Annotated in this window: 17 protein-coding genes and 1 tRNA gene; 15 read left to right on the top strand and 3 right to left on the bottom strand. The window is 36.3% G+C overall.

Annotated features, from left to right (window positions below; translation table 11 throughout):
* Positions 1-23: 23 nt before the first annotated feature.
* The gene (locus BLQ19_RS01170) at positions 24-1,016 is read right to left on the bottom strand and encodes an isoaspartyl peptidase/L-asparaginase family protein (protein WP_074537139.1); all 993 of its coding nucleotides are present in this window, start codon (positions 1,014-1,016) and stop codon (positions 24-26) included.
* A 43-nt stretch (positions 1,017-1,059) separates the two neighbouring features.
* Here BLQ19_RS01170 and BLQ19_RS01165 point away from each other — a divergent pair, with 43 nt between their 5' ends.
* The 3 genes from BLQ19_RS01165 (at position 1,060) to BLQ19_RS01155 (ending at position 3,460) form a co-directional block, all read left to right on the top strand.
* Complete coding sequence (locus tag BLQ19_RS01165; protein WP_074537138.1) at positions 1,060-1,782, top strand: copper homeostasis protein CutC; 723 nt, start codon at positions 1,060-1,062, stop codon at positions 1,780-1,782.
* 58 nt (positions 1,783-1,840) lie between these two features.
* On the top strand, positions 1,841-3,070 hold the full coding sequence (locus BLQ19_RS01160; protein WP_074537137.1) for a metallophosphoesterase: 1,230 nt from the start codon (positions 1,841-1,843) through the stop codon (positions 3,068-3,070).
* Between the two features lie 93 nt (positions 3,071-3,163).
* Positions 3,164-3,460 (top strand): thioredoxin family protein, encoded by a 297-nt coding sequence (locus tag BLQ19_RS01155; protein WP_024481876.1) that lies wholly within the window; start codon positions 3,164-3,166, stop codon positions 3,458-3,460.
* A 59-nt stretch (positions 3,461-3,519) separates the two neighbouring features.
* Here BLQ19_RS01155 and BLQ19_RS01150 read toward each other — a convergent pair whose 3' ends face one another.
* Entirely contained in the window at positions 3,520-6,894 is a 3,375-nt protein-coding gene (locus BLQ19_RS01150) for a glycosyltransferase family 117 protein (RefSeq protein ID WP_074537136.1), read from the bottom strand.
* A 167-nt stretch (positions 6,895-7,061) separates the two neighbouring features.
* Here BLQ19_RS01150 and BLQ19_RS01145 point away from each other — a divergent pair.
* The 4 genes from BLQ19_RS01145 (at position 7,062) to infB (ending at position 11,925) form a co-directional block, all read left to right on the top strand.
* A tRNA-Gln gene (locus BLQ19_RS01145) sits at positions 7,062-7,133 on the top strand.
* 189 nt (positions 7,134-7,322) lie between these two features.
* Positions 7,323-7,784, top strand: coding sequence for a ribosome assembly cofactor RimP (gene rimP / locus BLQ19_RS01140; RefSeq protein WP_024481874.1), 462 nt, complete (start codon positions 7,323-7,325; stop codon positions 7,782-7,784).
* Between the two features lie 12 nt (positions 7,785-7,796).
* On the top strand, positions 7,797-9,029 hold the full coding sequence (gene nusA, locus BLQ19_RS01135; RefSeq protein ID WP_024481873.1) for a transcription termination factor NusA: 1,233 nt from the start codon (positions 7,797-7,799) through the stop codon (positions 9,027-9,029).
* Between the two features lie 43 nt (positions 9,030-9,072).
* Positions 9,073-11,925 (top strand): translation initiation factor IF-2, encoded by a 2,853-nt coding sequence (gene infB, locus BLQ19_RS01130; RefSeq protein WP_025615943.1) that lies wholly within the window; start codon positions 9,073-9,075, stop codon positions 11,923-11,925.
* Positions 11,926-12,004: 79 nt separating this feature from the next.
* Here infB and BLQ19_RS01125 read toward each other — a convergent pair whose 3' ends face one another.
* Positions 12,005-12,364, bottom strand: a complete 360-nt coding sequence (locus BLQ19_RS01125) for a hypothetical protein (protein WP_074537135.1) — start codon at positions 12,362-12,364, stop codon at positions 12,005-12,007.
* Between the two features lie 230 nt (positions 12,365-12,594).
* On the opposite strand from BLQ19_RS01125, the gene BLQ19_RS01120 reads away from it, so the two are divergent.
* From BLQ19_RS01120 to BLQ19_RS01085, 8 genes are read left to right on the top strand one after another with little or no spacing between them, the layout of a single operon-like run.
* The gene (locus BLQ19_RS01120; protein WP_024481870.1) at positions 12,595-13,929 is read left to right on the top strand and encodes a c-type cytochrome; all 1,335 of its coding nucleotides are present in this window, start codon (positions 12,595-12,597) and stop codon (positions 13,927-13,929) included.
* Positions 13,930-13,968: 39 nt separating this feature from the next.
* Positions 13,969-17,115, top strand: coding sequence for a TAT-variant-translocated molybdopterin oxidoreductase (locus BLQ19_RS01115; RefSeq protein WP_074537134.1), 3,147 nt, complete (start codon positions 13,969-13,971; stop codon positions 17,113-17,115).
* Positions 17,116-17,152: 37 nt separating this feature from the next.
* Positions 17,153-18,880 carry a helix-hairpin-helix domain-containing protein gene (locus BLQ19_RS01110; RefSeq protein ID WP_024481868.1) on the top strand — a complete coding sequence of 576 codons (1,728 nt, stop codon included), beginning with the start codon at positions 17,153-17,155 and terminating at the stop codon, positions 18,878-18,880.
* 2 nt (positions 18,881-18,882) lie between these two features.
* Positions 18,883-19,404: a DUF3341 domain-containing protein gene (locus tag BLQ19_RS01105; protein ID WP_074537133.1), complete on the top strand. Its 522-nt coding sequence runs from the start codon at positions 18,883-18,885 to the stop codon at positions 19,402-19,404.
* Between the two features lie 10 nt (positions 19,405-19,414).
* A complete protein-coding gene (locus tag BLQ19_RS01100) occupies positions 19,415-19,975 on the top strand; it encodes a c-type cytochrome (RefSeq protein ID WP_024481866.1) in 561 nt (186 codons plus the stop codon).
* A gap of 16 nt (positions 19,976-19,991) precedes the next feature.
* A complete protein-coding gene (locus tag BLQ19_RS01095) occupies positions 19,992-21,329 on the top strand; it encodes a hypothetical protein (RefSeq protein ID WP_034664794.1) in 1,338 nt (445 codons plus the stop codon).
* A 26-nt stretch (positions 21,330-21,355) separates the two neighbouring features.
* On the top strand, positions 21,356-22,417 hold the full coding sequence (locus BLQ19_RS01090; RefSeq protein ID WP_024481864.1) for a cytochrome c oxidase subunit II: 1,062 nt from the start codon (positions 21,356-21,358) through the stop codon (positions 22,415-22,417).
* 47 nt (positions 22,418-22,464) lie between these two features.
* Positions 22,465-24,291, top strand: a complete 1,827-nt coding sequence (locus BLQ19_RS01085; protein WP_074537132.1) for a cytochrome c oxidase subunit I — start codon at positions 22,465-22,467, stop codon at positions 24,289-24,291.
* The last annotated feature ends 63 nt before the right edge of the window (positions 24,292-24,354 follow it).

Here is a 24,354-nt window from a genome sequence, read left to right as displayed (position 1 = left end):
ATTATCCAATTCAATTTATTAATTTATCCTTTAATATAAGATTCGGGGATATTATTTACATGCCCAGCTTCAGAATAGGTTCTGTAGCTAAATCCGGGTTGAATGCAATAGCTTCCTGTTTCTCCTTTTTTATTTATCGCTATAAATCCGATTTGAAAGTTAAGCTTGTCTTTGTTTTTGGCAATAATTCTTCGAACACCCTCTTCGCAGGCTTCCTGGGGAGATTTGCCTTGTCGCATAAGTTCTACGATTAAAAAACTGCCAACAGTGCGTACTACTTCTTCACCAACTCCTGTGGCCGTTGCGCCTCCTACTTCATTATCTATAAAAAGGCCAGCGCCAATAATAGGAGAGTCGCCAACCCGTCCTGCAATTTTGTAAGCCATACCGCTGGTGGTGCACGCGCCAGAAATAGCCCCTTTGCTATCAATAGCAAGCATTCCAATGGTATCATGATTTTCTATATTTACAATGTGTTTATAGTGTGAAGTTTTTTTCCACGTCAACCATTCTTGTTTAGATTTTTCGGTAAGTAAGTGCGTTTTTTTAAAGCCTTTTTCATAAGCGAATTTTTCGGCCCCTTTTCCTGCAAGCATTACATGTGGCGTATCTTCCATTACTTTTCGGGCTACGGAAATAGGGTGCATTATGTTTTCCATGCAAAGTACTGCGCCGCAATTTCCTTCAGAATCCATAATACAGGCATCTAAAGTTACGGTGCCATCACGATCTGGTCTTCCGCCTTTACCAACGGATTGATTGTTTTCATCAGCCTCTTCTATCATAACTCCTTGTTCTACGGCATCTAAAGAGCTGCCTCCGTTTACTAAAACTTCCCAGGCTTTTGCCGTGGCATTTTCTACATTCCAAGTTGCAATAACAATGGGCTTTATGTTTTTATTGGCTGAACTTAATATTGGATCTTCTTCTTCTTCTTTATAGGAGGCAATTAAAGGAGCTGAAATTAATCCAGCGGTGGCAATCGTCGATTTTTTAAGAAATTTTCTTCTTTGCATACTATGGTCTTGTTGGTTACTTTAGAGTTTTAAATATAAGAATATGCTGGTAGAAGTTTGTGCTAATTCTTTAGAATCGGCTATAAATGCAGAAAAAGCGGGGGCAGATAGAATTGAACTTTGTTTGGAATTAGGGGTTGGAGGGTTAACGCCATCTGCGGGATTGCTAAAGGCGGTTAGGGAGAATATTAAAATTCCTGTTCATGTACTCATCAGGCCTAGGAGTGGTGATTTTGTATATTCTGATTTAGAATTTGAAGTGATGCTCAAGGATGTGGAAAATTGCATAGAAATGGGTGTAGACGGAATTGTTTCAGGTGTATTACTGCCAGATTTTTCTATTGATATTGAGCGAACGCAACAATTAATAGCGGCATCAAAAGGAGTGCATTTTACATTTCACCGTGCTTTTGATTGGGTGGAAGATCCTTATGAGGCTTTATTTCAATTGGAGCAAATAGGGGTGAATTGTATTTTAAGCTCTGGACAACAAAAAAAAGCATCAGAGGGAATAGACTTGTTGTGTGCTCTTAATCAAAAAGCAGTAAACTGTGTAATCATGCCAGGGAGTGGAATCAAAATAGATAATGCGCTTCTATTTAAAGAAAATGGCTTTTCTGTTATTCATTTTTCAGGAGTCACATTACGTGCTAAAAATGCCAATAGGAAAAATTTAAGCATGAGCTCTATGTCTTTTTTAGATGAAGATAAAACACCGGTGTCAGATTATAGGACGATACAAGATATTGTGGTAAGGGTTAAATAATGTTTAAATGGGTTACTGCTTCGTCTAAATAAAAATACCTTTGTATAAAAAAGGCATTATGTTACGTTTCGTGGTTTTTGTTATCATTTACCTTGTTTTAGGTTTTTATTCTCTGCAAGCTATTAAAACAGCATCTCGTCATGCTTGGGTGTATTATACATTTATAGTTATATCTCTTATAGTAGTTGGAAATTTTATTTTTCAGTTTACGTTAGGTTCATCGGACGGTAGGGTCTTAAGTAGGCCTAAAAGTTATGCCTTCGGATTCTTTCTGGCGTTATTATCGTTTCAACTGATAACCATACTTTTTCTTTTTTCAGAAGATATATTCCGATTTTTTTCTGGAATGTATCAAAAGATATTTGGCGTAGATCGTGAGTTTACGTTGCCAGCGCGTAGGCGTTTTTTGAGTTTAGTAGCCTTAGGTATTGCGGCATTACCTTTTGGTTCTTTGTTGTATGGGATGTATAAAGGGAAATACAATTTTAAGGTATTGAAGTATAATTTAGAGTTTGATGATCTTCCAGATGATTTTGATGGATATACGCTTACGCAGATTTCGGATGTACATAGTGGTAGTTTTGATGATGAAACTAAAATTTCATATGCTATCGATCTGATTAATAAGCAAAAGAGTGATGTTTTATTTTTTACGGGAGATATGGTGAATAATAAAGCAGAAGAGATGAAACCTTGGATGGCTTTGTTCTCAACGCTAGAGGCTCCAGATGGCAAGTTTTCAGTTTTAGGGAATCACGATTATGGAGATTATGTAGATTGGGATACAGAGGAAGAGAAGGCGGCTAATCTGGATGATTTAAAGAAGATACAGAAAGAAATGGGATTTGATCTTATTTTGAATGACAGTAGATATTTAGAGCGAAATAATTCAAAAATTGCGCTAGTGGGTGTTGAGAATTGGGGGAGAGGCGGTTTTAAAAAATCGGGAGATCTAAAAAAAGCAGCACATAACATTGATAAAAACGATTTTAAAATCTTATTAAGTCATGATCCAAGTCATTGGGAAGATGTGGTTATTCATGATGAGTATCATTATCATTTGACTTTAAGTGGTCATACACATGGTATGCAGTTTGGAATAGAAATACCGGGTTGGATTAAATGGAGTCCTATTAAATGGCGTTATAAATATTGGGCGGGTATATACAAGGAGCTTGGTCAGTTTATAAATGTGAATCGCGGTTTTGGATTTTTAGGGTATCCGGGGAGAGTAGGAATTTGGCCAGAAATAACCGTAATTACGCTAAAAAAGAAAGCAATTGCTTAAAATGTAAATGCTAAGGAAAACACAAAAAATGGTAAGAAATTATTTTTTTAACATTTTTTCTTACATTTGATTTACGAATCCTAACATTTAAGTATGTCTAAATTTGGTGAACTAATTGATTCTAACGCTCCCGTGTTGTTAGATTTTTATGCGGAGTGGAATGAGCAATCGACTTCCATGCATCCTGTGCTACGTGATGTTGCGGCAGCTTTAGGAGATAAAGGAAAAGTAATAAAAATTGATGTAGATAAGAACAAGGAGCTCTCTAGAGCCTTAAGGGTTAAGGGTTTGCCTACTTTGATTATTTACAAAAATGGAGAAATGGTTTGGCGTCAAAGTGGAGAACAAGACGCAAATACTTTAATTGGTATTTTGAACGAGTACTTGTAAAAGAGAATAGCGTAAGCATAAAAAAAACCGAGATGAAAGTCTCGGTTTTTTTATGTGTATTATTCTTGTGTAATGGGGGTGACAACAGGATCTGGGATATAGGTAGTGTCTATTTGACTGCTATCTATTAAATCAGGATCTACAAGGGTAGGAGTTTCTTCTCTTAAGATTGGATCCTCGCTACCGTTGACAAATCGACTAAATTTGTCAATGTATTCATTGAAAATAATAGTCTCCTTCTCTGCAAGCTCACGGTCGCCATTGCGAATTAAAATATCAACATTACGGTTGTAAGCTTCCATGTCAGCAATAATGTTATTTAATCTTTCATATTGCTCATTTAAAGGTAAAGTAGCATAATATTCTAAGTGTTCTTGGTATTTGGTTTTTAGTTGGGTGTATAATTTTCGAGCTTTTTCAGTTTCTCCAACTTTATAGTATCCGTCTACAAAAGGCTCCACAAATGCGTAGTATTCGTAATAATCAACTGGCATGTTTGTTACAGCGATATCAATCATTTCTTTGGCCTTCTCTATTTTGTTCTCATTTAATAGTGTTTCAACCAGACGAGCTATATTTCCTCTAAAAGATAGGCCTTGAATACGTGTTTGTGTATCATGGTAAATGTCTGAGCTTCCTGAGTTACCCCATTCCCATTTCTTAACGATATCATACATTAATTCGCTATCTATTCTGCCCATTTCGTAAGAACGCTTGTCAAATTCAGTTTTGATAGGAACCAGTTTGTATACCAAACCATCTAATTGTAGGTAATCTTTCATCCAAATATATTCGCCATCATCAAAACTACCACCAGAGAAATAGATTGGTCTCTTCCAATCATTATTAGCAATAATGTCTAACATAAGTAAGCGGTTTTTAGGTAATGCGCTTTTAGGAAGCTCAATATCTATATAGTCTACAATTAAAGCAGAATCTTTTTCTTTTACTAAACCGCTTTCTAAAACATTCTTTTTGTTAACAGGTATTCTAATGTGGTTTGTTGGGTAGAAAACAATGTCAAGAGTATTCTCAGGGTAATTGCTGATGTCTTGATCAGAAGAAGCTTCTAAAACACTTCTAAGCTTTGTTCTAGGTTCATCACTTGCTATCCATTCCATGAATGCTTTAATGTCCCATCTAGATTCTGAGATGTTTTTATTGTAAAGATGATCTACGTTTTGGTAGTATACAGCATCTCTTGAACCTACGCGGTATTGTTTGTGCGTTAATTGAGAAGGTATGGCTTCACTTTCGTAAGCTTTACGTTTCATTTGGTCAATATACCAGTCAGTAGCAAATAAACTTGTATTGATGACACGAACATCGGTACGGTAGCCTTCAATTTCTTGTGCATACCATAGTGGGAAGGTGTCGTTATCACCTATCGTAAATAGTATGGCTCCTACGTCTGATTGTGTAGATTCTAAATAGGCTTTTGCGGTAGTTTTAGCAGTAAACCTGTTTGATCTGTCGTGGTCATCCCAGTTTTGGTATGCCATTAAAAATGGAGCCGCCAATAAACAAGCCACAGTTACTGCTGGAGCAAGTATTTTAGGAGTGATGATCTTTTTGAAGGCATCAAATATACCATAGACCCCTATTCCTATCCACAGTGCAAAGATGTAGAAAGAGCCCACGAGAGAATAATCTCTTTCCCTTGGTTGAAAAATATATGGGTTCGTGTAAAATTGAATAGCCAATCCTGTAAACAGGAAGAATATCAGTAGTACCCAAAATTGTTTTGGATTTTTCCCTATTTGAAATAATATTCCGATGATCCCTAAGAGTAAGGGTAGGAAGAAATAGGTATTTCTACCTTTATTGTTCAGAATATCACTAGGTAAATTGTCTTGAGAGCCTATAGATGGGCGTAATTCGTCTAAGAAGTTGATGCCACTAATCCAGTTTCCGTTGTCATCATATCGCCCTTGTTTGTCGTTTTGTTTTCCAGTAAAATTCCACATGAAGTAACGCCAGTACATGTATCCGAATTGGAATTCAAACATATACTCTATGTTGTCCCAAATAGAAGGTGGTTGTACTTCTATATATTCGCTAAACCTGTTTAGGAACTGTGCATATTGGGCTTCATCAATTTCACCTTTAGAGTATCCTTCGCGCAACTGTTTAACGGCTTCTGCAAGTTCAGGGCTATTGGTTTTTGTTTTAAATTCTAGAGGGCCAAAATAACGCATGTAGTTTTCTACATGCTGTTCGCTCCACATTCTAGGTAATAACCCGATGTGTTTTTTATTAGGGCCTTGAGTAGCATTCTTGTATTTATTTACAATTATGTATTTACCTGCCTTCTCATCTTTTTCATATTTAGGCTTGTCATCTTTGTCTTCCCCTGGTCCGGCAAAGGCATTTGAAAAGTATGCGCCATAAAAAGGGCTATCTACTCCAGGATATTGTTCTCTATTGTAGTAAGCAAGTAAAGATCTAGCGTCAGATGGGTCATTTTCGTTGATAACAACTTTTGCATTTGCTCTTATCGGTAACATAATCCAAGAAGAAAATCCTAAGAATAAAAACATTAGACAAAGCACTATGGTGTTTGCTGTTTTAAAGTTGTTTTTACGAGTGTAGTTTAATGCAAGATAGAATACCGTAATGAATACGAGACCCATGATAATAGATCCGGAATTAAAAGGAAGACCAATGGTATTTATGAAAAATACTTCGCTCCATCCAAATGCTACCAAAATGTAGGTTAGTGAAAATTTATAGACGAGCATTAATATGGCAACCACAATAATATTTGCTAATAAAAAATTCTTTACGGTAGTAGTTTTATAGGTTTTAAAGTAATAAAGTAAGCCTATAGAAGGGATTGCTAAGAATCCCATAAACTGAATTCCAAAAGTTAACCCTACGACATAAGCTATAACAACAAGCCATTTATCGCCTCTTGGTTGGTCTAAGTTGTCTACCCATTTTAATCCAAGCCATAATAATACGGCCATAATTAAACTTGCCATAGCGTATACTTCAGTTTCTACGGCATTGAACCAAAAACTATCAGAGAAAGTAAAAGCTAAAGATCCAACAAGTCCGCTTCCTAAAATTGCTATTGCTTTACTATTGGTGATTACTTCGTCTTTAGAAATAATTTTTTTAGTAAGATTGGTAATAGTCCAAAACATGAAAAGGATGGTAAATGCGCTAGAAACTCCAGATACATAATTAACCATCAAGGCTATTTTTTCACTATCGTCCAAAGCAAATAAGGAGAAAAATGCGCCTATCATTTGCAATAATGGTGCTCCTGGGGGGTGTCCTACTTGTAATTTTGCTGCAGTAGTGATGTATTCTCCAGCATCCCAGAAACTTCCAGTGGGTTCAACGGTAATCCAATAAGTTATTAAGGCAATAGAAAAAGCAGTCCATCCTAAAATGGAATCCCATTTCTCAAAATTTTTAGAAAACATGTGTTGTGTATTTTACCAATTACGGCGAATTTAGTAATTAATATAGATATGTAATTCATTTTTTTATAAAGGTTTAACACCTCGAAGTAATATTTTTTTAAATTTATTTTTAAAAATGTTTGCGGATGTCAAACTTTGTTGTAAATTTGCACCGCTTTTAAAGGTAATGGTCCATGGTGTAATTGGCAACACTCCGGTTTTTGGTACCGTCATTCAAGGTTCGAGTCCTTGTGGACCAACAGAAATTTAATAAATTCCCTGCTTTTGAAAAGAGCAGGGAATTTTTTTTTAAAATTGTTTCAATTGTTAAATCTTATATCGTAAGTATATGTGCTTAATGTTTAAAAAAAGTTATATATTTGCAAGACTGTAAGAATCAATAGTATATACGAGGGGACAATTTGTCCCCTCTTTTATTGCTTAAGTTTATGTTTAAAGAGAAAGTTTTAGGGTTGTTAGAGGATGCTTTGAAGGAAAATGAGTCACTTTTTTTGATTGATTTTACGATAGGGCCTGCTAATAAAATAAATATTATTCTAGATGGCGATGCAGGAGTTAATTTAACAGATTGTATAGCAATTAGTAGGGCAATTGATCAAAGTTTAGATCGTGAGGAAGAAGATTTTTCTTTGGAAGTAGCTTCTGTTGGAGCGACTACGCCAATGGTTATGCCGAGGCAATATAAAAAGAATATCGGTAGAGAGTTGGAAGTAAAAACTTTAGATGGTAAATTTGAAGGGATTTTAACAGCAGCGAACGATCAAGGAATTACTTTAGAGTGGAAAGCTAGAGAACCAAAGCCAGTAGGTAAGGGTAAAGTTACAGTTCAGAAAAAGCAAGAATTTAATTTTTCTGATATTCAAGAAGCAAAAGTTATTATAAAATTTTAATTGTAGGTCAACATGGAAAATATAGCGCTGATCGAATCTTTTTCAGAATTTAAAGACGATAAATTCATTGATAGAGTAACGCTAATGGCGATTTTAGAGGATGTTTTTAGAAACGCTCTAAAAAAGAAATTTGGTTCTGATGATAACTTTGATATCATTATTAATCCTGATAAAGGGGATTTAGAGATTTGGAGAAATAGAGTTGTAGTAGAGGATGGTGAGGTAGAAGAGCCTAATGAAGAAATTTCATTAACAGAAGCTCGTAAGATTGAGCCTGATTTTGAGGTTGGTGAAGATGTTTCTGAAGAAGTTAAGTTAATTCAATTAGGAAGAAGAGCAATTTTAGCACTTCGCCAGAATTTAATTTCTAAAATCCATGAACATGATAATACAACCATATACAAACACTTTAAAGATTTAGAGGGTGAGTTATATACGGCAGAAGTACATCATATTAGACATAAAGTTGTTATCTTATTAGATGATGAAGGTAATGAGGTTATTCTTCCAAAGGATAAGCAGATACCTTCAGATTTCTTTAGAAAAGGTGATAATGTGCGTGGTGTTATCGAAAGTGTAGAATTAAAAGGAAATAAACCTGTAATTGTAATGTCTAGAACTGCACCTGCATTTTTAGAGCAATTATTCTTTCAGGAAATCCCAGAGGTTTTTGATGGTTTAATTACTGTTAAGAAAGTAGTTCGTATTCCAGGTGAAAAGGCAAAAGTTGCTGTGGACTCTTATGATGATCGTATTGATCCAGTAGGAGCTTGTGTGGGTATGAAAGGTTCTCGTATACATGGTATCGTTAGAGAATTAGGGAATGAAAATATAGATGTTATCAACTGGACTAGTAATCCACAACTTTTAGTAACAAGAGCATTAAGTCCTGCTCGTGTTTCTTCTGTAAAGTTGGATGACGAGAAAATGACAGCTCAAGTTTATTTAAGACCTGAAGAGGTTTCTAAAGCTATTGGGCGTGGAGGTCATAATATTAGATTAGCGGGTCAATTGACTGGTTATGAGATAGATGTATTCCGTGAAGGAGTAGAGGAAGATGTTGAGTTAACAGAATTTTCTGACGAAATCGAGGGATGGATTATAGAAGAATTTAAGAAGATAGGAATGGACACTGCTCGTAGCGTTTTGGAGCAAGATGTTGATGACTTGGTGAAGCGTACCGATTTAGAAGAAGAGACAATTGTAGAAGTTGTGCGTATCTTAAAAGAGGAATTAGCAGATTAAGCTATATATTAGCAGAAATTTATAAGTATAGTAACAAGTATTTATGGCAGATAATGCAACAATAAGACTTAATAAAGTCCTAAGGGAACTAAACATTTCACTCGACAGGGCGGTAGATTTTTTGGGTTCCAAAGGTCACGATGTGGACGCAAGGCCTACCACTAAAATTTCTAATGAGGTGTATCAAGTTCTTTTGGATGAGTTCCAGACGGACATGAGCAAAAAAGTTGCATCTAAGGAAGTTGGAGAAGAAAAGCGGAAAGAAAAAGAAGCAATTCGTCAACAGCTAGAACAAGAGCAAGAAGATAGAAGAGTCGAAAGAGAAAAGAGAGCCGCTGCTGAGCAGGTAATTAGGGGTAAAGCCGAATTATCTGGTCCTAAAACTGTTGGAAAAATAGATTTAGAAAACAAAAAGCAGGAAGAAGAAAAACCAAAAGAGGTAGAGAAGCCTGTTGAAAAGCCGTTGGAAAAAGCTCCTGAAGTAGAGGTTAAAAAAGAGCCAGAAGTGGTTAAAGCTTCGGCATCTGATAGACCTAAGTTTAAGGTAGTTGATAAAATAGACCTAGCGCCAAAGCATAAGCCTAAGCCGGAAGTTAAAGCGCCTAAGGCGGTTACTCCAGCTCCAACTCCAGTGGTAAAAGCTGAAGTTAAAAAGGAAGAAGCTAAGCCTAAAGAAGTTGTTGCTCCGAAAGAAGAGGAGAAAACAGCGGAGTCTGAAACAATCACGACACAATATAAAAAACTTACTGGTCCTAAAATTACTGGTGCTAAAATTGATCTTTCTAAGTTTGAAAAACCTAAGAAGAAAAAAGAAGCTCCTAAGAATGATGCTGCTGATAAAAAGAAGCGTCGTAGAAGAATTGTAAGTAATAATACTACTGGCCCTGGTCAGTCAAATACAGGTAATCGTCCTAGTAGGCCTCCAGGTAGTGGTCCAGGAAATAGAAGAGGTCCTGTACAGCGTTTTAATCCTGTTGCTAAAGTTGAGCCTACTGAAGAGGATGTTCAAAAGCAGGTTAGAGAAACCCTAGAAAAGCTTCAGGGGAAATCTAAAAAAGGAAAAGGGGCTAAGTATAGAAGAGATAAAAGAGATCAGCACCGTCAGCAGACAGAAAAAGATCTTGAGAAGCAAGAAGCGGAAAGTAAAATCTTAAAAGTTACAGAGTTTGTTACAGCAAACGAAGTAGCAACGATGATGGATGTTTCTACAACTCAAATTATCTCTGCTTGTATGTCATTAGGGATAATGGTTACGATGAATCAGCGTTTAGATGCAGAAACATTGTCTATTGTTGCAGATGAGTTCGGATACGAAGTTGAATTTGTTTCAGCGGAAATTGAAGAGGCGATAGAAGAAAAAATTGATGCTCCTGAAGATTTACAAGAAAGAGCGCCAATTGTAACGGTAATGGGTCATGTGGATCACGGTAAAACATCTTTATTGGATTATATCCGTAAAGAAAATGTTATTGCTGGTGAAAGTGGTGGTATTACGCAGCATATTGGAGCTTACGGAGTAACATTAGAAGGGGGTCAAAAAATGGCTTTCTTAGATACTCCAGGTCACGAAGCCTTTACAGCGATGCGTGCGCGTGGTGCTCAGGTTACGGATATTGCTATTATTGTAGTGGCGGCAGATGATGATATCATGCCTCAAACAAAAGAAGCTATCAGTCATGCTCAGGCGGCTGGTGTGCCAATTGTTTTTGCTATAAATAAAGTAGATAAGCCTACGGCTAATGTAGAGAAAATTAAAGATGGTCTTGCTCAGATGAATCTATTAGTAGAGGATTGGGGTGGTAAGATACAGTCTCATGATATTTCTGCAAAAACAGGTCAAGGGGTTAAAGAGTTATTAGAAAAAGTATTGCTGGAGGCAGAATTATTAGAATTAAAAGCTAATCCAGATAAATTAGCTACAGGTACGGTAGTTGAAGCCTTTTTAGATAAAGGTAGAGGGTATGTTTCTACAGTTCTAGTTCAGGCTGGATCTTTAAAAATTGGAGATTACGTTCTTGCGGGTACTTGTAGTGGTAAGATTAAAGCAATGCATGATGAGCGTGGAAATAGTATTAAAAATGCTGGTCCTTCTACTCCTATATCAATTTTAGGTTTAGACGGTGCTCCTCAAGCAGGTGATAAATTTAATGTATTGGAAGATGAGCGTGAAGCAAAGCAAATTGCAGCTAAGCGTGGTCAGTTATTACGTGAGCAGTCTGTTAGAACACAACGTCACATTACATTGGATGAAATCGGTAGACGTATTGCGCTTGGAGACTTTAAAGAATTGAATATAATTCTTAAGGGTGATGTTGATGGTTCTGTGGAGGCATTAACAGATTCATTCCAGAAATTATCTACGGCTGAGATTCAGGTTAATATTATACATAAAGCTGTGGGTCCTATTACAGAGTCTGATGTATTGTTAGCTTCGGCTTCTGATGCGGTTATTATCGGGTTTAATGTTAGGCCAATGGGTAATGCACGTACAATAGCAGATAACGAAGAAATAGATATCAGAATGTATTCTATTATCTACGATGCTATTAATGACTTGAAAGATGCAATGGAAGGTATGCTTTCTCCAGAAATGAAGGAAGAAATTACGGGTACTGCGGAAATTAGAGAAACATTCAAGATTTCTAAGGTAGGTACTATTGCAGGTTGTATGGTAACTAGTGGTAAGATTCTTAGAAGTGCTGGAATACGCTTAATCCGTGATGGTGTTGTTGTATTCACAGGAGAGTTAACTTCTCTAAAACGATTCAAGGATGATGTGAAGGAAGTTTCAAAAGGATATGATTGTGGTCTGCAGATTAAGAACTACAATGATATTAGAGAGCTAGATATCGTGGAAGGATTCCAAGAAGTAGCTGTGAAGAAAAAACTTAAATAAAAGTTTCTACTATAGTAAATAAAAAAAAAGACCCATTTGGGTCTTTTTTTGTTTGTGTTCAGAAGTAATTAGTGGATGGTTATTTTGGTGTAATAATAATTGCTGCTGGATATTTTTTTCTTACCTCAAGATATTTGCGTTCTGCTTCTAAGGCTGTTTTGATGTCTTTTATGCGTACTCTGTAATCAGTATCTACATGGTCAATTTTAGTTTTCCAATCTGGAAAGTCAGCATCCAAATTAGATTTTTTACTGTTGGCTCCTGATAAGCTTCCATTGTAGATTTGAATCTGAAAATCATCAGAATCTTCTTCGGTGCTTTTGTAGATATCTAATAGTTTTTGAATGTTGCTATCCTGACTAATGTTTATACTGCCTTCTTGAGCTTGTGTATAGGATGCGCATAGAAGGAATATAGCGCTGTAATATATGTTTTTCATTCTTCTATTTTAAATGTTTTGTTGTTGTGTTGCAAAAGTAATTTTTTAATGCGTAGTCTAGGCGCTGTCTTTTTATTTAGAATTAGTATAAATTGTAAATTATAAATAACTTAACATTTCGCAAATAAAGTCTATGTCGTATTTTTGCATTCGATTTTGAGGTGTATATTTGTTACAGTAAATGGTTGCTGTAATAATCATGCCAAAATCTTGAAAGAAATAATTTTAATATGAAAAAGGTTACGTACCGCAATCAATTTTCTAAAGTTTTAGGTGTCAGTTTATTAATTGGGCTTTTGTTTTCAACGAGCCTGTTTTCGCAAGACGAAACTGCGTCTGCTGGTGATGCTGCTAAGGGTAAATCTTTATTTAATCAAAACTGTGCTGCATGTCATGCCTTAAATAAGAAGATGACGGGGCCAGCATTAGCAAATGTTGAAGAGCGTTTGTCTGAAGAAGGTTTGGGTAAAGATTGGATTTATGCTTGGATTAAAAATAGCTCTGGTGTTATAGCTTCGGGTGATGCTTATGCAAATAAGCTTTACAATGAGTATAACAAGGCGGCTATGACAGCTTTTCCTACATTGTCTAATGCGGATATTGATAATATATTAGCGTATACTGCTGCACCGCCTCCTGCTGCTCCTGTGCAAACAGCTGCTGTAGCTGCTGGTGGAGAATCTAATCAGTCGGGTGGTTTGTCTAATGAGATAATTCTTGGGGCTCTTGTTCTTGTTTTTGGTTTATTGGTAATGATGTTGTTCATGGTGAACAAGACGTTGCGAAGAATTGCGGAAGCTAACGGGGTTGTTTTGGAGCAAGATAGTTCTAAAAAGAATACGCCGATTTGGAAGGCATTTGCTCAGAATCAATTTTTAGTACTGGTGTCTGTTATTATGTTGCTGTTAGGCGGGGCTTACTTTGCTTATGGTTGGATGATGCAAGTTGGTGTTGATCAAGGGTATGCTCCTGTTCAGCCTATACATTATTCGCACAAGGTGCATGCGGGTGATAATAAGATAGAGTGTAAATATTGTCATTCTTCTGCTAGAGTATCTAAGCATTCAGGGATTCCTTCTTTGAATGTGTGTATGAATTGTCATAAATCTATTTCAGAATATACAGGGAACCCAGAAGGTCCTTCTCAGGAAGATTTGGCTAATGGGTATACGAATGAGTTTTATACTGGTGAGATTAAGAAGTTGTATAAAGCTGTTGGTTGGGATGAAGAAAATCAAAAATATACTGGAGATAGTAAGCCTGTGGAATGGGTAAGAATTCACAATTTACCTGATTTTGCTTACTTCAATCACTCTCAACACGTTTCTGTTGCTGGTATAGAATGTCAAACATGTCACGGACCAGTAGAGGAAATGGAAATTATGCAACAATTCTCTCCATTAACAATGGGTTGGTGTATTAATTGTCACAGAGAGACAAACGTGAAAGTTGAAGGAAATGAATATTATGATAAGATTCATGCGGAGCTTTCGAAAAAATATGGTGTAGAGTCACTTACAGCTGCTCAAATGGGTGGATTGGAATGTGGTAAATGTCACTATTAATAGGTTTTAACAAGAAGAGATAATTTCAGAGATATACGTATGGCATCAAACAAAAAATATTGGAAAAGCGAAGCGGAGTTAAATCCTAACGATTCCATTGTTGAGACGCTAAGACATAATGAGTTTGTTCAGGATATTCCTGTTGATGAGTTTTTAGGAGATAAAGATAATTTAGCTTCTTCATCAACAAACAGAAGGGATTTCTTGAAATATGTTGGTTTTAGTACCGCAGCTGCTACATTAGCAGCCTGTGAGGGACCAGTTGTTAAGTCTATTCCTTATGTAGTGCAACCGGAAAGTATTATTCCTGGTGTAGCTAATCATTATGCAACAACTATTGCTAATGGTTTTGATTTTGCTAGTGTTTTAGTAAGAACAAGAGAGGGTCGTCCTATTTCAATACATAATAATTCAGATGCGGCTGTTAACGGTAGTGCAAATGCGCGTGTTAATGCATCGGTTTTAAACTTGTATGATAGTACGCGTCTTCAGGGTCCTTTAGCTAATGGTGAAGCTGTTAGTTGGGGAGATTTAGATGCTGCTGTAAAAAGTAAATTGAATTCATTAAAGAATTCAGGAAAGCAAATTGCTTTATTGACGCAGACGTATGCAAGTCCGTCTACCTCAAAATTAGTTGGTGAGTTTAAAGAGGCTTACGGAAATGTAAATCATGTAACCTATGATGCAATTTCTGAAGAGGCTGCTTTAAATGCTTTTCAGGCAAAGTATGGTGAAAGAGCTTTGGCGGATTATGATTTTTCTAAAGCGGAAGTGATTGTTTCTTTCGGTGCTGATATCTTAGGAGATTGGCAGGGTGGTGGCTATGATAGTGGCTATTCAAAAGGAAGAGTTCCTCAAAAAGGTAAAATGTCTAAGCATATTCAGTTTGAGTCTAATATGTCTCTTGCTGGAGCAAATGCAGATAATAGAATAGCGTTAAAGCCTAGTCAGCAAAAAATAGCTTTGGCTAAATTATATGCTAAACTAAATAATTCATCTGTTGGTGGAGAGGTTAGTGATAGTGTAAATAAGGCCTTGGATTTAGCGGTAGCTCAAATTAATAAATCAAGATCTAAAGCGGTTGTGGTAACTGGTTTGGATGATGAAAATGCCCAAGCTGTTGTTTTAGCTATAAATGAAATGCTAGGTAGTGTTGCTTTTGATGCTGCTGCTCCTAGGTATATTCGTCAAGGTAATGTTACGGCTGTAAATGCTCTTATTTCAGAAATGAAAGCAGGTAGAGTAGGTGCTTTGATCATGGATGGTGTGAATCCTGTGTATTCATTGCCAAATTCTTCTGATTTTGTAGAGGGACTTAAGAAGGTAGATTTATCGTTAAGTTTTTCAGTTACAAATAATGAAACAACAGCAAACGTAAATTATGTTGCTGCTGCTCCTCATTATTTAGAATCTTGGGGTGATGTTCAAATGAAAAAAGGACATTACGGTTTGGTTCAACCTGCAATAAAAGAATTATTTGATACGCGCCAATTTCAATCTTCTCTATTAACTTGGATGGGTAGTGATCAAGCGTATTATGATTATATTAAAGAAACGTGGACTTCGTCTGTATTAGGTTCTAGTGATTGGAATCAAGCATTGCACGATGGTTTTTATGTAGGAGCTAAGTCTTCTGTAATTGAAGAATTGGTAGAGAGCGTTGCTGCTCCTGTTCTTGCAATGGAGGCTCCTGTAGCGGAAGAGGAAGTTGTACAGGTAGAGACTGTTCCTTTGGCGTCAGCCTTAAGAAGCTTAGCTTCTGCTGATACTTCGGGAATGGAAATGGTGTTATATCCTAAGACGGGTATGGGTGATGGCCAAATGGCGAACAACCCATGGTTGCAAGAGTTTCCAGATCCAATTACACGTGTATCTTGGGATAACTATGTAACTGTTTCTAAAGCTGATGCGGAAAAATTAGGATTTGTAAATGAGAATGTTGCAAATGGTGGTCTAGACGGTAGTTATGCTAAAATTACGGTAGACGGTGTTGCTGTTAGTAACGTTCCAGTAATTATTCAGCCAGGTCAGGCACTTGGTTCTGTCGGTTTGTCTTTTGGTTACGGTAAAAAAGAAGGTTTAAAAGAGGAGATGCAAACAGGTGTAAATGCCTATGCATTGTATAAAGGTTTTTCTAATATCCAATCTATTAGTATAGAAAAAGTAGCTGGTAATCATGAGTTTGCTTGTGTGCAGTTGCATAAAACACTAATGGGTAGAGGGGATATTATTAAAGAAACTACCTTAGAGATATTTAATACTAAAGATGCTGCTGAGTGGAATGTTCAGCCAGTTGTTTCTTTAGATCACCAAGAGGTTGCTGCAACATCTGTAGATTTATGGGATAGTTTTGATCGTTCAATCGGTCATCATTTTAACTTATCTATTGATTTAAATGCATGTACGGGTTGTGGATCATGTGTAATTGCATGTCACGCAGAAAATAACGTGCCTGTTGTAGGAAAGAATGAAGTTCGTCTATCGAGAGATATGCACTGGTTGCGTATTGATAGGTATTATTCTTCTGAAGATACTTTTGAAGGTGATAATGTAAAGAAAGATGAATTTGATGGCTTAACTGGTGATAAGGGTTCATTAGGAGGTTTTGGGGAGTTAGAAGATCCTTCTTCTAATCCACAAGTTGCTTTTCAACCTGTAATGTGTCAACATTGTAATCATGCTCCTTGTGAGACTGTTTGTCCTGTTGCTGCAACATCGCATGGTCGTCAGGGTCAAAACCATATGGCTTATAACCGCTGTGTAGGTACAAGATATTGTGCAAACAACTGTCCTTATAAAGTGCGTAGATTTAACTGGTTCTTATATAACAATAATGACGAGTTTGATTATCACATGAATAATGATTTAGGTAAAATGGTTATTAATCCAGATGTTACTGTACGTTCCAGAGGTGTTATGGAGAAATGTTCTATGTGTATGCAAAAAACACAAAAGACTATTCTTGATGCTAAAAGAGATGGTAGAGTGGTTAAGGATGGTGAGTTCCAAACAGCTTGTTCTGCTGCATGTAGTAGTGGTGCAATGGTCTTTGGTGATATTAATGACAAGGGAAGTGAGATTGCTGAATTGAAAGAAAGCAATCGTATGTATCACTTGTTAGAGCATATAGGTACTAAACCTAATGTTTTCTATCATGTTAAGGTTAGGAATACAGAAGAAGCATAAAAGTAAATATAAGATCAACGTAACTATAATATAAAATATGGCGTCGCATTACGAAGCACCTATTAGAAAACCACTTGTACTTGGAGATAAAAGCTACCATGACATTTCTGTGGATATCGCAGCTCCTGTCGAAGGTAGAGCCAATAAGCAATGGTGGATTGTATTTTCTATTGCATTAGTAGCTTTCCTTTGGGGTATTGGTTGTATTCTTTACACCGTATCTACAGGTATTGGTACCTGGGGATTAAACAAAACAGTTGGATGGGCATGGGATATTACTAACTTCGTTTGGTGGGTTGGTATTGGTCATGCAGGAACATTAATTTCTGCAGTACTACTCTTATTCCGTCAAAAATGGAGAATGGCAATTAACCGTTCTGCGGAAGCAATGACCATCTTCTCTGTAGTTCAGGCGGGTTTATTTCCAATTATTCACATGGGTCGTCCATGGTTAGCATATTGGGTTTTGCCAATTCCAAACCAATTTGGTTCGTTATGGGTGAACTTTAACTCACCACTACTTTGGGATGTATTTGCAATTTCTACGTACTTATCTGTGTCACTTGTATTCTGGTGGACAGGTTTATTGCCAGATTTTGCGATGATACGTGATAGAGCTGTAAAGCCTTTCCAAGTTAAAATATATAGCTTGTTAAGTTTCGGTTGGACAGGTAGAGCAAAAGATTGGCAACGTTTTGAGGAAGTTTCCTTGGTATTGGCTGGATTAGCTACTCCATTAGTACTTTCTGTACACACAATTGTATCTTTTGATTTTGCTACTTCGGTAATTCCAGGATGGCATACAACAATCTTCCCTCCATATTTCGTTGCAGGAGCTATTTTCTCTGGATTTGCAATGGTAAACACCCTTCTTATTATTATGAGAAAAGTGTGTAATATGGAAGACTATATTACATTACAGCATATTGAGTTAATGAATATCGTTATTATGTTAACGGGTTCTATCGTAGGTTGTGCTTATATTACAGAGTTATTTATGGCGTGGTATTCTGGAGTGGAATACGAACAATATGCTTTCTTGAATAGAGCAACAGGACCTTACGCTTGGGCTTATTGGTCAATGATGACTTGTAATGTGTTTTCTCCACAATTCATGTGGTCTAAAAAATTACGTACGAGTATCTTGTTCTCTTTCTTTATCTCTATTGTAGTAAACATAGGAATGTGGTTTGAGCGTTTCGTAATTATCGTAACTTCATTACACCGTGATTACTTGCCATCTTCTTGGACAATGTTCTCTCCTACGTTTGTAGATATAGGTATTTTTATTGGTACTATCGGGTTTTTCTTTGTGTTATTCTTATTATATGCAAGAACATTCCCTGTAATTGCACAAGCGGAGGTGAAGTCTATTATGAAAGCTTCCGGTGAGAAGTATAAATTACTTCGTGATGCTGGGAAGCCTTTATATGAAGTAAAGCAAATAGTTCCATCTAAAAGACCGGTAGTAGAAGATAAGTCTTTGCCTATAGCGGCAGATAAAGAGCAAGTTTCTTCATTGTTAAGTTCTTTGGGGGTATTTGATCCGGCAACGGAAACTCCGGATGATTTAAAAGAAGTAAAAGGTATTGGACCTCAAATGGAAAAAACGTTAAACCAGATTGGTATATTTAAGTTTTCTCAGGTGAGTAAGATGACAGAAAAAGAATATGATTTGTTAGATTCAATTACAGGTTCTTTCCCAGGAAGAGCACAGAGAGATGATTGGGCAGGTCAGGCTAAGATTTTAAATAACAATAAGTAGATATGGCATCTAAAGTTATACATGCACTTTATACAGATGATGACGTGTTAATGCACGCTGTAAAGAAAGTAAAAGAAGCTAAGCATCATATTGAAGAGGTTTATTGTCCTTTCCCAGTTCACGGGCTAGACAGAGCAATGGGTCTTGCGCCAACTAGAATAGCTATTACAGCGTTTATCTATGGGTGTATTGGTCTTGCAGTAGCAACCACGATGATGAATTTCATCATGATTGAAGATTGGCCACAAGACATTGGTGGTAAGCCAAGTTTTAGCTATTTAGAAAATATGCCAGCTTTTGTTCCTATTATGTTTGAACTTACAGTGTTTTTTGCGGCGCATTTAATGGTAATTACTTTTTATATGAGAAGTAAATTATGGCCTTTCAAAGAAGCTGAAAATCCAGATAAAAGAACAACTGATGATCATTTTTTAATGGAAATTGAAATCCATAATAATGAAGATGAATTATGGCAATTGTTAGCTGAAACGGGAGCAGTTGAGATTAATATTTCAGAAAAGTAGTCTAAGAGATATGAAGAGTTTTATAAAAATTATAGCAATCGGTTTAATTTTGGTTTCTTTCGCCTCTTGTTCAAACAAGAATAGTAGAAATTACCAATACATGCCTAACATGTACGAGTCCATCGGCTACGAGACATATCAGAAAGTAGAATTTCTACCTAATAGTTCTGAAGCGGGTCAGCCTGTAGAAAACACTATACCACGTGGAAAAATGCCTTACAAGTTTGCTAATGGTCTTGAGGGTAAAGAGCTAGCTAGATTAGAAGCAAGTCCTTTAGATTCTTTAAAGACTGTTGAAAATTTAGCAGCAGGTTCAGAATTGTATGCTATTTATTGTGCAATTTGCCATGGTGTTAAAGGAGATGGTAAAGGTACTCTTGTGAGTCGTGAGAAGATATTGGGAGTTCCTAATTACTCAGACGTTGGAAGAAATATTACGGTAGGTAGTACGTACCACACTATTTATTACGGATTGAACTCTATGGGTTCTTATGCTAACCAATTGAACGAAAGGGAACGTTGGGAAGTTGCAGAGTACGTAATGAAATTAAAACAAGATTTAACAAAATAATACATAGATTTTAGATATGTACACTATTTCAAATAGATTAAAAATTGCTTCAATTGTATTAATGGTTCTTGGTGCCATAGGAATCGGTATTGGCTTTATGTCAAGTCCAGGAACGGTTCAAGAGGCTAAGGCTATGGTGGCTAGTCATGATGATGGGCACGGAGGTGGTCATGCAGTGGCTGCAGAACACCATGAAGAAGTAAATGATCATGGCGCTGCTCCAGAAGCACACGGTGAATCTCATGATGCTTCACATGATGAGCATTTATTACATCAATTACAGAATAGACCTTGGGCGGCTTTGTATGTTGCGGCGTTCTTTTTCTTTATGATTTCATTGGGTGTGTTAGCATTTAATGCAATTCAAAGAGCGGCACAGGCAGGTTGGTCTCCCTTACTTTTTAGAGTAATGGAAGGAATTACTTCTTATTTAGTACCAGGAGGTATTATCGTATTTGTAATCTTAGCATTATCAGTAGCACATATGAATCACTTATTTGTGTGGATGGATGCGGAAGTAGTTGCGAATGATAAATTATTACAGGGGAAATCTGGATTCTTAAATGGGCCATTCTTTTTAATTAGAGCGGCAATATTTTTAGCGGGTTGGATTTTCTATCGAGAGTATTCTCGTAAATTATCTTTAGCGCAAGATGCGGCTACAGATGATACAAACTTTGTGAAAAACTTTAGATTGTCTGCGGCATTCTTAGTATTCTATCTAGTAACAGAATCTATGATGTCTTGGGATTGGATCATGAGTGTAGATCCGCACTGGTTCTCTACATTGTTCGGTTGGTATATCTTTGCTAGTATGTTTGTTTCTGGTATTACGGTAATCGCATTGGTTACAATTTACCTTAAATCTAAAGGTCATTTACAAGACGTTAATAATAGCCATATTCATGATTTAGCAAAATTCATGTTTGGTATTAGTATCTTTTGGACATACCTATGGTTCTCGCAATTCATGTTAATTTGGTATTCTAACATTCCAGAAGAAGTGACATATTACATCACTAGAATTGAAGATTTTAAACTTCCATTCTTCGGTATGATCGCAATGAACTTTTTGTTTCCATTATTATTGTTAATGAATAGTGATTTCAAACGTGTAAATTGGTTTGTTGTTATGGCGGGTATCGTTATTTTAGCAGGGCACTATTTAGATATTTTCAATGCAATAATGCCTTCAACAGTTGGTGACCAGTGGTATATTGGTATCCCAGAAATAGGAGCGGTATTGTTTTTTGCTGGATTATTTATCTTTTGGGTATTCAGAGCGCTTTCAAAAGCACCTTTACAGCCAACACGTAATCCATTTATAGAAGAGAGTAAGCATTTTCATTACTAGTATAAAAAATAACATTAAATCATACAATGACTGCATTTTTAATTATAGCTGTTTTAGTATTAGTGGCAATTGCTATTTGGCAAATGACCAAAATTTTTGAACTGTCACAAATCAAGGCTGACAATTCACAAATTGCTAACGATAAAGACAATAAGTATAACGGATATCTATTATTCGCTTTCCTTATATTTATTTACGGAATTACTATTTTCAGTTTCTGGAAGTACACAAAAGTTTTGTTGCCTGAAGCGGCTTCAGAGCATGGTGCAGAATACGATAGTTTAATGCTATGGTCTTTTGTTATCATCTTTATTGTACAAACATTAACGCAAGCCTTATTACATTACTTCGGTTTTAAGTACAGAGGAGAGAAGGGTAAAAAAGCTTTATTCTATGCAGATAATGATCGTTTAGAGTTCATCTGGACTATTATTCCTGTGATTGTTTTGGCAGGTTTAATCCTATGGGGATTATATACTTGGACCACCATAATGGATATCAACGATGATGATGATCCTGTAGTTGTTGAGTTATATGCACAACAATTTAACTGGACGGCTAGATATGCTGGTGGTGATAATGTTCTAGGGGATGCCAATGTGCGTATGATCGATATTGATCGTGCTAATGTATTAGGTTTAGATGAAGCAGATCCAAACGCAGCAGATGATATTATCGTTAAAGAATTACACCTCCCAGTAGGTAGAAAAGTAAACTTTAAAATGCGTTCTCAGGATGTACTGCACTCTGCTTACATGCCACACTTTAGAGCGCAAATGAACTGTGTGCCTGGAATGATAACTGAGTTTTCTTATACTCCAATTTATACCACAGAAGAAATGCGTCAGAATCCTGATGTTGTTGATAAGGTGAAAAGAACAAACGCCATTAGAGCAAAAAGAGCTGCTAAAGGTGAAGATAATTCTGATCCATGGGAGTTTGACTATATCTTACTTTGCAACAAAATTTGTGGGAAATCTCACTACAACATGCAAATGAAAATTATAGTAGAGTCTGAAGAGGATTATAACAAATGGTTAGCAGAACAACAAACGTTCGGTAAAACCATGATGGCTTCGGCAGAATAAATTAGGCTAGTTAAGAAAATTAATATAAAAAAATCAAGAATACGATTATGTCAGCAACAGCACATGCACACGAAGATGATCACGCACATGACGATCATGGACATCATCATAAAGAGACATTTGTAACTAAATATATCTTTAGCCAAGATCATAAAATGATTGCAAAGCAGTACTTAATTACTGGTTTGATCATGGGGGCTATTGGTATTGCAATGTCTATTTTGTTTAGAATGCAATTGGCTTGGCCAGGAGAATCTTTTCCTGTCTTTGAAGCTTTATTAGGCAAATGGGCTCCAGGTGGAGTTATGGATGCTGATATATATTTAGCATTGGTTACAATACACGGTACTATCATGGTATTCTTTGTATTGACAGCAGGTTTGAGTGGTACGTTTAGTAATCTACTTATTCCATTGCAAATTGGAGCTCGTGATATGGCCTCTGGTTTCTTAAACATGGTATCATACTGGTTGTTCTTTTTATCAGCTTTGATTATGATTTGTTCTTTGTTTATTGAAGCGGGTCCTGCAGCAGCTGGATGGACGGTTTATCCTCCATTAAGTGCATTACCTATGGCACAACCTGGTTCTGGTATGGGTATGACTTTATGGTTGGTTTCTATGGCTATATTCATTGCATCTTCATTGTTAGGTTCTTTGAACTATATTGTAACTGTAATTAACTTAAGAACCAAAGGAATGTCTATGACTAGACTTCCATTAACTATTTGGGCATTTTTTGTAACAGCTGTGATTGGGGTTATCTCTTTCCCAGTATTATTATCTGCTGCCTTATTGTTAATCATGGATAGAAGTTTTGGTACGTCATTTTTCTTATCAGATATTTTTATTCAAGGAGAAGTATTACATTATCAAGGTGGATCACCAGTATTATATGAACACTTATTCTGGTTCTTAGGTCACCCTGAAGTATATATCGTTTTATTACCAGCATTAGGAATTACCTCAGAAGTAATGTCAACTAATGCACGTAAACCTATTTTTGGTTACCGTGCGATGATTGCTTCTATTATTGCTATCGCATTTTTATCTACAATTGTATGGGGTCACCATATGTTTATTTCAGGAATGAATCCTTTCTTAGGTTCTGTATTTACATTCACCACCTTATTAATTGCAATTCCTTCAGCAGTAAAAGCTTTTAACTATATCACTACGTTATGGAAAGGTAACCTTCAGTTGAATCCAGCCATGCTATTTTCAATAGGTTTGGTATCTACTTTTATTAGTGGTGGTCTAACTGGGATTATTTTAGGAGATAGTACATTAGATATTAACGTTCATGATACGTATTTCGTTATTGCTCACTTCCACTTAGTAATGGGTATATCTGCTCTTTACGGACTTTTTGCAGGGGTTTACCATTGGTTCCCTAAAATGTTCCAAGGTAGAATGATGAATAAAAATTTAGGATATATTCACTTCTGGATTACTGCGATTTGTGCATACGGTGTGTTCTTTCCAATGCATTTTGTGGGTATGGCAGGGGTTCCTAGAAGATACTATCAGAACACAGCATTCCCAATGTTTGATGAATTGACAGATGTTCAAATATTAATTACAATGTTTGCAATTATTGCTGCATTTGCTCAATTGGTATTCGTTTACAACTTCGTAAGTAGTATTTTTTACGGAAAGAAAGGTCCACAGAATCCATGGAAATCAAATACTTTGGAATGGACTACGCCTATTGAGCATGTTCATGGTAACTGGCCAGGTGAGATTCCTGAAGTTCACCGTTGGGCATATGACTATAGTAAAACTAGAGAAGATGGGGAATATGTAATTCCTGGTCAAGATTTCGTACCTCAAACAGTTCCTTTACAGGACAATGAAGAGGAGATGAATCACTAATAAAATCTTATTGAATAAAAAAAGCCCTTTGTACATTTTACAAAGGGCTTTTTTTATAATTTT

It is taken from the genome of Cellulophaga baltica (assembly GCF_900102165.1).
In the GTDB taxonomy this organism is placed as follows: Bacteria; Bacteroidota; Bacteroidia; order Flavobacteriales; family Flavobacteriaceae; genus Cellulophaga; species Cellulophaga baltica.
The sequence above is the reverse complement of the archived record's forward strand: the minus strand, read 5'-3'. Positions and strand labels throughout refer to the sequence as shown.